Below are 12,716 nucleotides of genomic sequence, written 5' to 3' on the forward strand. Positions count from 1 at the left end.
ATGCTGACCGCGACGAACCTAACCCTTCATTACGGCGGCAGCCAGATCCTGCACGGCATCGACATCACCGCCCGCCTGGGCGCCGTCACCTGCGTGATGGGCAACAACGGCGTCGGCAAGACCTCACTGATGAACCTGCTCGCCGGGCGACATCCCCGGACAGGCGGAGAGGTCGTCCTGGACGGCAAGCCGCTTGGCCGCCTGTCGGCGCAGAAGATGGCGCGGATGGGCGTCGGCTATGTGCCGCAGGGGCGGGCGATCTTCCCGATGCTGACCGTGCGCGAGAACATGGAGACGGGCTTTGCCTGCCTGCCCCGCGCCGACCGTCGCATTCCCGACGAGATCTTCGAGAGCTTCCCAGTCCTGGCCGAGATGGCGCACCGGCGCGGCGGCGACCTGTCCGGCGGCCAGCAGCAGCAGCTGGCCATCGCCCGCGCGCTGATCACCCGGCCCCGCATCCTGCTCTTGGACGAGCCGACCGAGGGCATCCAGCCCAACATCATTGCCCAGATCGGCCGCGTCATCGCCGCTTTGCGCGACCAAGGCGACATGGCGATCGTCCTGGTCGAGCAGTTCTTCGACTTCGCCTGGGACCTGGGCGACGATTTCCTTGTCATGGAACGCGGCCGGGCGGTCATGCAGGGACCGAAATCCTCGTTGCGCCGAGAGGACCTGCACGCCCGCCTGGCAGGCCATGCCGCCGCTTGACATCAATGTGGCGGTCCCCCGACCCGCGCCGCAGCTCCAACCCGGCTCTGGCGCCGCAGCATCCAGGTCCTTCGGCCGCGCAATGACCCGAAGCAAATGCGGCGTGTCGCAGGCCCGCGGTGATCGCTTTACGCGGACGCGGGCTTCGATGATGGAGCTGCCCAATCCCGGCTCGGCGATATGCCTCCGAAGACGCCGCATGGGAGGCTTTCAACAGCCGGTCGGAGAGGCCACGGCCATTGATACGGCGCCCTCGCCCAGGTGTTTCAGCACCTGCCCATCGACCAGCCTTCGTTGCTTCTGACTGACTGATCCGGGACGCAGCGCTCCTTCTTGCCTGCCTCATGGCGGATACTGGGACGTTCCTCTCGACACGATCCACCATGTGCATGTTTCGGTGCGGCAGCGCGATGCAGATGAGCAGAGGTGGCGCGTGGCACATGGGATAGGGATCGATAAGGGCTGATGCACGAAAATAGCGGTTCGACGCGAACGGTCTGAACGGGCGATCCAAACTTTCTTCGCCAGCTAGCCCGGCTCTGGCCCCCGTCACCCATCAAGGATGGCGAGCACGCAGCGTTCAGGACACCCTGTCACTGGCGGTCGCGAACCACTGGCATCCGCGCTAACTCAGCGCTTACGCTCCCATCGGCCGGATTCCTCGGACCAGTATTCGGCCTCGACCTCGGCGCCGGTCAGGGCGCGCCACTGCTCGCGGGCGCGGGCGACCGCGCCGCTGTCGCCGCCGTCGAAGAGGATGCAGGTCCGCTGCAGCGCCACCGCCTCGGGCGGGGCGACGTCGACACCGTCGATGGCCATCAGGCAGGACGGCGCATTCGCCGCAGGCTGCCCCGGCACCGTCAGCAGCACCGGCTGGCGCAGATCGTGCGGCCCCCCGGCGAGGCCATGCGGCAGGAAGCCGTCACCCTGCCACAGCTGCTGGTCCAGCCGATCGAGCCGCGCCGGATCGGGGCCGCGCAGTTCGACGCGCCAGCCGGCCTGAAGCGCCTTCGTCAGAAGGACGGGCAGCAGCGCCTCGGCCGGCGAGCGGGTGAGGTGATAGAACAGCGCCTTGCCCATCAAGCGGCCCCGACCGCAGCCGGCCGAAACCGGCGCGCCGCGGGCGCGATGGGCGCGCCACTCGGGTCACGGCGGCGGGTCACCGGCCCTCGTATTCGTCGCGCACCAGCCGATCGAGCGTCATGACGCCCCAACCCGTCGCCCCCTTGGGCGCAAGGTCGGTGGCCTGCGGCGGCAACGTCACCCCGGCGATGTCGATATGCGCCCAGGGCTGCCCCTCCTTGATGAAGCGCTGCAGGAATTGCGCCGCGGTGATCGACCCGGCCGCGCGGCCGCCCGAGTTCTTCATGTCGGCCAGCCGTGACTTGATCAGCGTGTCATAGGCCGGGGCCAGCGGCATCCGCCAAGCGCCCTCGCCCTCGGCGCGCGCGGCCGCGAGGATCTCGTTGGCCAGCGAGTCGTCGTTCGAGAAGATGCCGGCATGTTCGTGCCCAAGCGCGACGATGACCGCGCCGGTCAGGGTCGCCAGGTTGATCACCGCCTTGGGGTTGAAGCGGTCCTGCGCGTACCAGAGGACATCGGCCAGAACCAGCCGACCCTCGGCGTCGGTGTTCACGACCTCGATCGTGTCGCCCTTCATGGACTTCAGGATGTCGCCGGGGCGATAGGCGCCGCCGTCCGGCATGTTCTCGACCAGTCCGACAAGGCCCACGACGTTAGCCTTGGCGCGGCGCAGGGCCAGGGTGCGCATGGTGCCCGCGACGACGCCTGCGCCGCCCATGTCCATCGTCATCTCCTCCATGCCCGCGCCGGGCTTGATCGAGATGCCGCCGGTGTCGAAGACGACGCCCTTGCCGACAAGGGCCAGGGGGGCCTCGTCGCCGCCGCCGTTCCAGCGCATGACGACCATCTTCGAGGGGCTTTCGCTGCCCTGGCCCACGGCCAGAAGCGCGCGCATGCCCAGCTTGCGCAGCTGGTCCTCGTCAAGGACCTCGACCTCCAGGCCGATCTCCTGCATGGCCAGCAGGCGGTCGGCGAAGTCGCTGGTGGTCAGGATGTTGGCAGGTTCGTTCACCAGGTCGCGGGTGAAGAACACGCCTTCGGCCAAGGCAGCCGAATCCGAGGCGCTGCGGGCCAGTGCCTCGGGATCCTTGACCATGAAGGTCACGCGCGAACGGCCGCCGGGCTTCTCGTCCTCGGGTTTGGTCTTGTAGGCGTCGAAGTCATAGCCTCGAAGCGCCAGCCCCAGCGCCACCTGGTCGGCCAGCTTGTGACTGCCCGCCAGAACCAGCGTGTGGACGTGCCCCAGCTTGGCGCCGATGGCGGCGCCGGCGCGGCGCGCCTTGGCCTGGGTGGCGGTGTTGGGCAGCACGACCAGCACCAGCGCCTCGGCGGCCATGCCGGCGGGAAAGGCCAGTTCCAGCGCCTGCCCCGGTTTCAGCGCCTGCCCCGCTTTCGACGCAAGCGCGCGCGCCGCCGCCTCGCGCGTGGCACGCGGCAGCTTGCCGGGCAGCTTGTCGCCGGCCGTCAGGATCAGCGCGACACGGCCCTGATGCTCGGCCAGTTTCTCGGGGGCGATTTCGGTGAAGCTGATTTCGACAGGCTGTGTCATCTGGAACGGTCCTCTCGTCTGGTTGCGCCGACCCTAGCCCCCCGCCCGGCCCTTTTCCAGAGCCGCCCTTGCGGCTAAGCAAGGCGAAACGTCACGCGAAGAAGGCAGCCCATGCCCCGGATCGACCGCTATATTCTTGGCCAGCTGCTGACGTTGTTCGGCTTCTTCGCGCTGGTGCTGGTGTCGGTCTACTGGATCAACCGGGCGGTCAGCCTGTTCGACGACCTGCTGAACGACGGCCAGACCGCGCTGGTCGTGCTGGAGTTCACGGCGCTGACGCTGCCGCTGGTGATCTCGGTCGTGCTGCCGGTGGCGGCCTTCGCCGCGACCGCCTACGGCACGAACCGCCTGTCCGGCGAATCCGAGCTGGTGGCGATGCAGTCGGCAGGCCTGTCGCCCTGGCGGCTGGCGCGGCCGGTCCTGGTCTTCGGGGTCGCGGTGGGGCTGATGGTCGCGGTGCTGGTCCACGGGCTGGTGCCGATGGCGCGGGCCCGGCTGGCCGACCGGTCGGCCGAGATTGCCGAGAACGTGACCGCACAGTTCCTGCGGCCGGGATCGTTCCAGTATCCCACGCGCGACGTGACGCTGTTCATCCGCGACGTTGCCGCCGACGGCCGCCTTCTGGACCTGTTCATCGAGGATGCGCGAAACCCTGATGACCGCGTGACCTATACAGCGCAAGAGGCGCTCGTGGTGCGCACCGACACCGGCCCCGTCCTTGTCCTGCTGGAGGGGATGAGCCAGAACCTGCGCCAGGACCCGGGCGGCCCCCGCATGGCGGTGACCAGGTTCGACGAATTCAGCTATGACATCGGGGCGATGTTCGGCGGACGCGGCAACCGGGGGCGCGACCTTCGCGACTATGGCACGCTGCGGCTGCTGGATCCCGACGCCCAGCTGCTGGAGGCGACCGGCGCCACGCCCCAGGACGCCCGCCGCGAGGCGCACGAGCGCATCGCCCAGCCCCTGCTGTCGCCGGTCGCTGCGATGATCGGCTTTGCCACGCTGATGATCGGCAGCTTTTCACGCTTTGGCGTGTGGCGGCAGGTGGGTTGGGCCATCCTTGGGCTGATCCTGGTGCAGTTCCTTTCAAACGCGGCGGCCAACCAGGTCGGGCGCAACCCGGCGCTGTGGCCGGTGCTCTATCTGCCCGCGCTGGCGGGGGCGGCGCTGTCTGCGGGCCTTCTGTGGATCGCGGCGCGTCCGCGCGGCCCGAGGGGCGCGGCATGATTCTGGCCAGCTATGTCGCTAAACGCTTCCTGCGCAGCTTCCTGCTGATCGCTGGCGTCTTCCTGCTGATCCTGTTCCTGATCGACATGATCGAGATGATCCGCCGCTTTTCGGACCGCGGCATCGGTCTTGGCGGCGCGGCGCGGCTGGCGGCGCTGAACATCGCCGGCAGCTTCTATTCGATTCTGCCCCTGATGACCGTGCTGGCAGGGATCGCGCTGTTCCTGGGCCTTGCCCGCAGTTCTGAGATGGTGGCGATCCGCGCCTCCGGGCGGTCGGCGCTGCGGGTGATCACGGCCCCCGCGCTGACGGCGGTGGCGGTCGGCGCGCTGACGGTCGGGCTGCTCAACCCGCTGGTGGCGGCGACCGAGGCGCTGTTCGACGATGCCGTGGCCGAGATCGACCGCGCCGGCAGCCAGACCGTCAGCGTCGGCGACAGCGCCGTCTGGCTGCGCCAGGCCGTGCAGGAAGGCGGCGAGGAAGCCGGCCAGATCGTCATCCGTGCCAGCCGGGCCAGCCCGGATGCCGTGACGCTCTATGATGCCAGCTTCCTGGTCTTCGACGCCGATGCGGGCCCCGTCCGCCGGATCGAGGCGCGCCAGGCCCGCCTGACCCCCGGCGCGTGGATCCTGAGCGATGTCGCCGATTTCCCGCTGGACCGCCCCAATCCCCAGGCCGAGGTTACCCGCAGCCAGAGCCTGACGCTGGCGTCCGACCTGACCGCGCAGCGCATCCGCGAAGGCTTCGGGCGGCCCGAATCGGTCTCGGTCTGGCAGTTGCCGGCCTTCATCGCCGGGCTGGAGCGTGCGGGCTTTTCCGCCGCCCGCCACAGCGTCTGGTTCCAGATGGAGCTGGCGCGACCGTTCCTGATGGCCGCGATGGTGATGATCGCCGCCGCTTTCACCATGCAGCATGTCCGGGGCCGCAACACCGGCACTGCGGTCCTTCTGGCCTTCGGTGCGGGGATTGCACTGTTCTTTCTGCGCAACCTGGCGCAGGTTCTGGGGGATAATGGTCAGATCACGCCGGCCATGGCGGCCTGGACCCCGCCCATCGTCGGCGCCCTGCTGGCCATGGCCCTGATCCTGAAACGAGAGGATGGATGACCCCGCGCGTGCAGAAGACCGTTGATCGGGCAAGGATGCTGGCCGCGGCGCTGGCCGGTGCCACGGCGCTGGCCCTGCCGGCCGGCGCGCAGACGCTGTTCGATGCGCCGGGGGCGGTCATGCCGAACATGCCCGGAGCGCCGGTGACGGATCGCGACGGCTCGGCGCTGGCGCCTGCCGCGCCCAGTCTGGGCAGCGACCCGGTGGGCGACCGCACGCCCCTGACCATCACGCCGGCCAGCGTCGCGCCCGAAGCCCGCCTGACCCTGCCCGGTACCGACCTGTCGGAGGACGAGACCAGCCCCGCCACAGTGCTGGCTGATAACGTCGTGCTGCGCGACGACCGGACGCTGATCGCGGCGGGCGGCGTCGTCATCTGGCACCAGGGGGCACGGCTGATCGCGTCCCGCGTCATCGTCGACGGCCAGACCGGCGCACTGACCATCGAGGGGCCGATCCACCTGTCCCGCCCCGGCGCCGACCCCGACAGCGAGGCCGTGCTGATCGCCGATTCGGCCCAGCTGGACCAGGACCTGCAGAACGGGATCATCCTGGGCGCGCGCCTTGTCCTGGCGCGAGAACTGCAACTGGCCGCCACCCGCTTGGAACGCCGCGACGACGGACGCATCAGCGAGCTGAGCCAGGTCGTCGCCTCGTCGTGCCAGATCTGCGCCAGCGACCCGACGCCCCTGTGGGAGATCAGGGCCCGCCGCATCACTCACGACGCCGAGACCCGGCTGATCACCTTCGACCACCCGCAATTGCGCGCCTTTGGGGTGCCGCTGGCCTATGCGCCCTTCGCGCTGACCGCGCCCGATCCCACGGTGGAACGCCGGTCGGGGTTTCTGCGCCCCGAGATCCGCACGACTTCGGGCCTGGGATTCGGCGTCAAGCTGCCCTATTTCCAGACCCTGGGCGACAGCGCCGACCTGACCTTCACGCCCTACCTGTCGCTGGACCGCACCCGGACGCTGGAGCTGCGCTATCGACAAGCCTTCGCCAACGGCGCGACGGAGTGGAACGGCGCCATCAGCCGCGACGACCTTCGCGAGGGCGAGACGCGCGGCTATGTCTTCGGCGTCGCGCGCTTCGATCTGCCGCGCGGCTATCGTCTTGGCATGCAGGTGCAGTCGGCCTCGGACCGGGCCTATCTGCTGGACTATGACGTCACCGATGCCGACCGCCTGTGGAGCGGGCTGACCCTGGAACGGGTGCGCCGCGACAAGCTGGTCTGGGGCAGGGTCGGCAACTATGAGACGTTGCGCGAGGATGAGGATGGCGCGACCTCGCCCGCGCAGGTGGCCGACGTGATCTGGATGCGCCGGTTCTCGCCGCGCCTCATCGGCGGGCAGGCGGTGCTGGAATGGTCGGCCCATGCCCACCGCCGTCCATCCGACGCGGACCGGATCGGACGCGACATGGCGCGGGCCTCGGTCGGACTGGACTGGCGGCGCAGCCGGATCCTGCCGGGCGGCGTGGTGGGCGCGGCGCTGGCGGGGCTTGAGGCCGACGTCTATCGTGTCGCGCAGGACGACCGCTTCGACGACATCGTGACCCGCGTCGACCCCAAGGTCGGTGTCGAGCTGCGCTGGCCCCTGGCAACCGCCCGCGGCGGCGCCACCCACATGGTCGAGCCCGTCGTCCAGGTCCTCTACACCCCGCGCGGGCGCGACGACGACATCCCGAACGAGGACAGCCGCCTGATCGAGTTCGACGAGGGGAACCTCTTTTCCGACAACCGCTTCCCCGGCTGGGACGTGCGAGAGACGGGGCTGCGCGCCAATGTCGGCGTCACCTGGACCCGCCTCGACCCCACCGGATGGTCGATTGGCGTGACCGGCGGGCGCGTCCTGCGCAGCCGCGACGCCGACAACTTCGCCGACGATTCGCCCCTGGGCGGTCGCAGCTCTGACTGGCTTCTGTCAGCGAACTACGACAGCGGCACCGGCCTGGCCGTCGCCAACCGCGCCCTGTTCGACGACAGCTTCGGGATTTCGCGCAACGAGCTGCGGGTCGGCTGGCTGCGGCCGGACCTGCAGGTCTCGGCCGGCTATCTGTGGATCGACCGCGACGAGGACGAGGGCCGCCCGGCCGACGCCAGCGAACTGATCGGTAATGTCGGCTGGCAGATCGCCGACGGTTGGTGGGGCGAGGCCGAGACCCGCTATGACTTCTCGGCCGACCGGGCGCAGCGGGCATCGCTGCAGGTGGCCTATCGCAACGAATGCATCACGGTCGAATCGGGTCTGTCACGGCGCTTCACGACCTCCGACCTGGTCAGGCCGGAAACCAGCTTCGACCTGTCGGTCCGGCTCGAAGGCTTCGGCCAGCGTCAGGACGCACCGGGCACGGTGGCGCGCCGATCCTGCATGCGCTAGTCTGCGCGCCAAGAACCAAGATGAGGGCAGCAATGCGGCACTTCCTATCGGGTATCGCCCTGGCGGCGGTGATGGCCACGGGCGCCATCGCCCCCGCATCGGCGCAGAACCTGTTCGCGCCGGTCGTCTATGTGAACGACAGCGCCGTCACCCGGTACGAGGTCGACCAGCGCGTCCGCTTCCTGCAGGTCATCGGCGCGCCCGACGCCACCCCCCAGGCCGCCGAACAGGCGCTGATCGACGACCGCCTGCGCATCCAGGCCGCACGAGAGATCGGGGTCGAGGTTTCGCCAGAACAGCTGCAACAGGGGCTCGAGGAATTCGCCGGACGCGCCGGCCTCGACGCCGCCAGCTTCACCGCGCAGCTGGAACGTGCCGGGATCGAACCGGGGGTCTTCCGCGACTTCGTCGAGGCTGGCACCGCCTGGCGACAGGTGGTCCGCGCCCGGCTTCTGCCGCAGATCGAGATCTCGGACGCCGAGGTCGACCAAGCCCTGCAGCGCGCTATCGAGACACCGGTCATCGACCGCGTCCTTCTGTCCGAACTGATCATTCCCGCCCCGCCGGGTCAGGAGGGCCAGGCCCTGGCGCTGGCCGAACGCATCGCCGCATCCCGCCCGACCGAGGCCCAGTTCGCCGAAGCCGCGCGCCAGTATTCCGCCGTCCCCTCGGCCGAAGCCGGCGGCCGGCTTGAAATGCTGGCGCTGGACAACCTGGCGCCCAGCCTGCGCCCCATCGTGACGGCGCTGCAGCCCGGTCAGGTGACGCGCCCCCTGCCGGTCGAGGGCGCCGTGGTGCTGTTCTTCCTGCGCGACGCCCAGGGCACCATGCGCCCCGGCGCGCAGGAGCAGGTCCTCGAATACCTGACCCTGCCGATGGCGTCGGTGACTGATGCGGCATCGCTGGCCGCGCGCACCCGAGGCTGCGACGACCTTTACGTTCAGGCCGGACCCGAAGCCTCGGCCCGTGTCCAACGCCAGACCGTGTCGCAGGCACAGATCCCGACGCTGATCGCCACCCGCCTCGCCTCGCTGGATGCCGGCGAGGCGGGCGTTGTGCCTACCGGCGCCGCAGCCCAGCTGGTCGTCCTCTGCTCGCGCCAGCCGGCCTTGGCCGCGCAGGCCGATGTCGCGACGACTGCCCTTCCCGATGACGGGGTCGAGGCCGCGGTCCCGCAGTCCGAGGCGCCGGGCATCCCGACAAGGGAAGCCGTCCGCGACCAACTGTTCAACACCAAGATCAACGCGGCCGCAGACGGGCTTCTGGCCGATCTGCGCGCCGATGCCGTGATCCGGCGCCCCTGATGGCACGGGTGTTGCTGACCTGCGGCGAACCCGCGGGCATCGGGCCGGAGCTGGCGCCATTCGCGCTCGCCTCGGGCGTGGACACGGTCTGGCTGGGCGACCCGCGCCACTTGCCGCCTGGCACCGCCTGGACCGAGGTGCAGTCGCCATCGGACCCGGTTCAGCCCGGCCACCTGCCGGTGCTGCGCCACGACTTTGCCGGCCCCGCAACCCCCGGCACGCCGGATCCTGCCCATGCAGCCGACGTCATCGCCGTCATCGCCCGCGCGGTCGAACTGGCGATGACCGGCCAGGTCGCCGCCATCACCACCGCCCCGATCAGCAAGCAGGCGCTGAAGCAGGGCGCTGGCTTCGCCTTCCCCGGCCATACCGAATATCTGGCGCATCTGGCAGGCGACGTGCCCGTGGCGATGATGCTGGCCTCGACCACGGTGACGCCATCCTGCCGGGTGGTGCCGGCCACGATCCACATCCCGTTGCAGGACGTGCCCGCTGCGCTGACCCCGCAGGCGCTGGAACAGGCCATCCGCCTGACCCATGCCGGCCTGATCCGCGACTTTGGCATTGCCGCACCGCGCATCGCGGTCGCAGGCCTGAACCCCCATGCAGGCGAAGGCGGCACGATGGGCCGCCAGGACCGGGACATCATCGCCCCCCTGATCGCCCGCCTCCGCGCCGAGGGGCTGAACCTCGCCGGCCCCCTACCCGCCGACACCATGTTCCACGCCCCTGCACGCGCCACATGGGACGCCGCCGTCTGCGCCTATCACGACCAGGCCCTCATCCCCGTGAAGACTCTCGACTTCTCGGGCGGGGTCAACGTGACGCTCGGCCTACCGTTCATCCGCACTTCGCCGGACCATGGCACCGCCTTCGACATCGCCGGCCGCGGGTTGGCGGACCCCTCCTCGACCCTCGCCGCGCTGAAACTGGCGCGCGACATGTCCAAGGCCCGTGCATGACGCTTCTTCTTTGCCCAAATACCCTCAGGGGGTCCGGGGGCGGAACGCCCCCGGCGCCTCGCTCCGCATCATGATCGACAAGCTCCCCCCGCTCCGCGAGGTCATCGCGACCCATGATCTGCGTGCCAAGAAGCAGCTCGGCCAGAACTTTCTTCTGGACCTGAACCTGACCTCGAAGATCGCCCGGCAGGCGGGTGACCTGTCCGGCTGCGACGTGCTCGAAGTCGGCCCTGGTCCCGGCGGTCTCACCCGCGGCCTTCTGGCCGAAGGCGCCCGCCACGTCCTGGCCATCGAAAAGGACCCCCGCGCCCTGCCCGCGCTGCAAGAGATCGCAGATGCCTACCCGGGCCGCCTCACCGTCATCAACGGCGACGCGCTGCAGATCGACCCGCTGGCGCATCTGACCCCGCCGATCCGCATCGCGGCGAACCTGCCGTACAATGTCGGGACAGAGCTTCTGATCCGCTGGCTGACGCCCAGCAAGTGGCCGCCGTTCTGGCAGTCGCTGACGCTGATGTTCCAGAAAGAGGTGGCCGAGCGGATCGTCGCCACGCCGGGGTCCAAGGCTTACGGCCGACTGGCGCTTCTGGCGCAGTGGCGCGCCGACGCGCGGATCGTCATGTCCCTTCCGCCCGAAGCTTTCGTGCCGGCCCCGAAGGTCCACTCCGCCGTCGTCCACCTGGCGGCGCTGCCCCGGCCCAGGTTTCTGGCCGATCCGGCGGTGCTGGCCCAGATCACCGCGGCGGCCTTCAACCAGCGTCGCAAGATGCTCAGGGCCAGCCTCAAGGGGCTGCATCCGCAGATCGAAGACCTTCTGCTCTCGGTGGACATCCCCCCGACCGCCCGCGCCGAGGAAATCGACCTTCAGCGGTTCTGCGCCCTCGCCCGTGCCTTGGCCGACGCACGATCGGCAGGCTAAGCAACAAACGTCTCACGACACGTCCAAAAAGCTGTGGCCCCGTCCGCTTAGGAGGTCATATTTGACAGGCTTTGTAACCAGCGCGGCGATGGACTTGTCAATATTCCAGCGGCAAGAAGCGCGTTTGGTCGGCAAGGCGCACGGCTTTGGAAGAAATCTGGGTGCTTCCAGAAATGCTTGTCGAACAGCCCGGCAATCAAATTTCTGCGCGTCGGCAATCTTCGCAAGCACCCGGCATCATCAGGTCTGGATATGGTGCGCCTGCCGGATGTCAGGCCGCATCCTCTCCACCACCCCACAGCCTTCTCTGCCCGCAAAAACCGCTCATGCAGGACGCCGCAGATGAAGAAGCGATGTTAACCTGCAACTCCGCCGAGCGGACAGTTCAAGCCGAGCTTGCGCTTTGCCCCGTTTGCCAGCTGGCCCGAGGCTCCCCCGACCTGCCGTGATCACCACCATGGCCTCAGCACCGCGGGACGAACCTCTGAAGTCGTCCTTAGGATCATCATGTCATTGACGAGCTATCGGTACGCGGTGGGTCCGTCACATTCCCCACCTGTCATGCAGGGAAGGGATCATGGATCAAGCCGCCACGATATCCTGCCGCGGAGAAGCCGCGACAGGTTCGTGGCAACGAGGGTCAGTCCTGGTCACCGCCGGTGGGGGCGGTGCTGTCGACCTGACGCTGTTCGACCGCCGGATCCGACGGCGCGGCATCCGCAGCGGGCTTGCGGCGGCTGCGGGGCTTGCGCTCTGCCGTCTCGCCCGCCGCTTTCTCGGCTGCAGGGGCACGCGGGGTGCGGGGCCGGGACGTCCGGCTGCGCGCGGGCTTGGCCTCGGCCTCGGGGGTGCTGACAGGCTCGGCGGCGTTCCCGTCACCGGCCTGCACGACTTCGGGCAGGCTCGGGGCGTCGTCCGGCTGCGGGACCTCGGACGGCTCGGGGCGGGTTTCGCGCGGCGGCCGCTGGTCCCTGCCCTGCTGATCACGCGGTTGCTGGTCGCGCGATTGCTGATCACGAGGCTGCTGGTCGCGCGGTTGCTGGTCCCGGGCTCCGTCGCGACGCGTGTTCTGGCCGCCCTGGCCATCGCCCTGCCCGCCGCCGTGATAGCCGTGGCTGTTCCCGCCGTTGCCATAGCCGTGGTTCGAATAACCGTTGTCGTCGTCCGACTGCCGACCCTGCGAATGCCCTTGGGCCTGCCGCTCGGCCATCTCGCGCTGCGCCTCCCCGAGCATGCGCGTATAATGCTCGGCATGCTGCAGGAAGCTCTGCTCCGCCACGCGGTCCCCGGACAGCTGTGCGTCGCGGGCCAGCGTCAGGTACTTCTCGATGATCTGCTGGGGGGTGCCGCGCACCTTTCCTTCCGGACCCGAGCTGTCGAAGACGCGATTGACGATATTCCCCAGCGAGCGCTGGCGGTTCGATTTGCTACGCGAGCGGGATTTTGATGATCTCATCCGTCTGTCTGTAATGTTACT

General features: G+C 69.2%; 10 protein-coding genes. 7 read left to right on the top strand and 3 right to left on the bottom strand.

Translation table 11 applies throughout. The features are described 5' to 3' along the window. The gene (gene urtE / locus OC184_RS01725; RefSeq protein WP_265505452.1) at window positions 1–708 is read left to right on the top strand and encodes an urea ABC transporter ATP-binding subunit UrtE; all 708 of its coding nucleotides are present in this window, start codon (window positions 1–3) and stop codon (window positions 706–708) included. Window positions 709–1,338: 630 nt separating this feature from the next. On the opposite strand, the gene OC184_RS01730 is transcribed toward urtE, so the two are convergent. Together OC184_RS01730 and OC184_RS01735 are read right to left on the bottom strand one after the other, a co-directional pair. Next, window positions 1,339–1,788 carry a DNA polymerase III subunit chi gene (locus tag OC184_RS01730; protein WP_265505453.1) on the bottom strand — a complete coding sequence of 150 codons (450 nt, stop codon included), beginning with the start codon at window positions 1,786–1,788 and terminating at the stop codon, window positions 1,339–1,341. A 79-nt stretch (window positions 1,789–1,867) separates the two neighbouring features. Beyond that, window positions 1,868–3,340 carry a leucyl aminopeptidase gene (locus tag OC184_RS01735; RefSeq protein ID WP_265505454.1) on the bottom strand — a complete coding sequence of 491 codons (1,473 nt, stop codon included), beginning with the start codon at window positions 3,338–3,340 and terminating at the stop codon, window positions 1,868–1,870. A 111-nt stretch (window positions 3,341–3,451) separates the two neighbouring features. Here OC184_RS01735 and lptF point away from each other — a divergent pair, with 111 nt between their 5' ends. The 6 genes from lptF to rsmA all read left to right on the top strand — a co-directional run bounded on the left by lptF (window position 3,452) and on the right by rsmA (window position 11,239). After that, window positions 3,452–4,570, top strand: a complete 1,119-nt coding sequence (gene lptF, locus OC184_RS01740) for an LPS export ABC transporter permease LptF (protein ID WP_265505455.1) — start codon at window positions 3,452–3,454, stop codon at window positions 4,568–4,570. Then, window positions 4,567–5,676, top strand: a complete 1,110-nt coding sequence (lptG, locus tag OC184_RS01745; RefSeq protein WP_265505456.1) for an LPS export ABC transporter permease LptG — start codon at window positions 4,567–4,569, stop codon at window positions 5,674–5,676. Before lptF ends, lptG begins: the two co-directional genes overlap by 4 nt. After that, a complete protein-coding gene (locus OC184_RS01750) occupies window positions 5,673–8,054 on the top strand; it encodes an LPS-assembly protein LptD (protein ID WP_265505457.1) in 2,382 nt (793 codons plus the stop codon). The genes lptG and OC184_RS01750 overlap by 4 nt, the downstream gene beginning before the upstream one ends. 32 nt (window positions 8,055–8,086) lie before the next feature. Further along, the gene (locus tag OC184_RS01755) at window positions 8,087–9,358 is read left to right on the top strand and encodes a peptidylprolyl isomerase (RefSeq protein WP_265505458.1); all 1,272 of its coding nucleotides are present in this window, start codon (window positions 8,087–8,089) and stop codon (window positions 9,356–9,358) included. Beyond that, window positions 9,355–10,320, top strand: coding sequence for a 4-hydroxythreonine-4-phosphate dehydrogenase PdxA (gene pdxA / locus OC184_RS01760; RefSeq protein ID WP_265505526.1), 966 nt, complete (start codon window positions 9,355–9,357; stop codon window positions 10,318–10,320). The genes OC184_RS01755 and pdxA overlap by 4 nt, the downstream gene beginning before the upstream one ends. Before the next feature lie 70 nt (window positions 10,321–10,390). Beyond that, window positions 10,391–11,239 (top strand): 16S rRNA (adenine(1518)-N(6)/adenine(1519)-N(6))-dimethyltransferase RsmA, encoded by an 849-nt coding sequence (gene rsmA / locus OC184_RS01765; protein ID WP_265505459.1) that lies wholly within the window; start codon window positions 10,391–10,393, stop codon window positions 11,237–11,239. Between the two features lie 640 nt (window positions 11,240–11,879). On the opposite strand, the gene OC184_RS01770 is transcribed toward rsmA, so the two are convergent. Continuing rightward, window positions 11,880–12,695 carry a DUF4167 domain-containing protein gene (locus OC184_RS01770; protein ID WP_265505460.1) on the bottom strand — a complete coding sequence of 272 codons (816 nt, stop codon included), beginning with the start codon at window positions 12,693–12,695 and terminating at the stop codon, window positions 11,880–11,882. Window positions 12,696–12,716: the final 21 nt, after the last annotated feature.

Origin of the sequence: Paracoccus rhizosphaerae (assembly GCF_026162645.1) — a bacterium.
GTDB lineage: Bacteria > Pseudomonadota > Alphaproteobacteria > Rhodobacterales > Rhodobacteraceae > Paracoccus > Paracoccus rhizosphaerae.

Coding starts and splice junctions, on each gene's coding strand:
- OC184_RS01735 (WP_265505454.1), bottom strand. CDS start 3,340: ATGACACAGCCTGTCGAAATCAGCTTCACCGAAATCGCCCCCGAGAAA.
- OC184_RS01770 (WP_265505460.1), bottom strand. CDS start 12,695: ATGAGATCATCAAAATCCCGCTCGCGTAGCAAATCGAACCGCCAGCGC.
- OC184_RS01750 (WP_265505457.1), top strand. CDS start 5,673: ATGACCCCGCGCGTGCAGAAGACCGTTGATCGGGCAAGGATGCTGGCC.
- OC184_RS01730 (WP_265505453.1), bottom strand. CDS start 1,788: ATGGGCAAGGCGCTGTTCTATCACCTCACCCGCTCGCCGGCCGAGGCG.
- urtE (WP_265505452.1), top strand. CDS start 1: ATGCTGACCGCGACGAACCTAACCCTTCATTACGGCGGCAGCCAGATC.
- OC184_RS01755 (WP_265505458.1), top strand. CDS start 8,087: ATGCGGCACTTCCTATCGGGTATCGCCCTGGCGGCGGTGATGGCCACG.
- rsmA (WP_265505459.1), top strand. CDS start 10,391: ATGATCGACAAGCTCCCCCCGCTCCGCGAGGTCATCGCGACCCATGAT.
- lptG (WP_265505456.1), top strand. CDS start 4,567: ATGATTCTGGCCAGCTATGTCGCTAAACGCTTCCTGCGCAGCTTCCTG.
- lptF (WP_265505455.1), top strand. CDS start 3,452: ATGCCCCGGATCGACCGCTATATTCTTGGCCAGCTGCTGACGTTGTTC.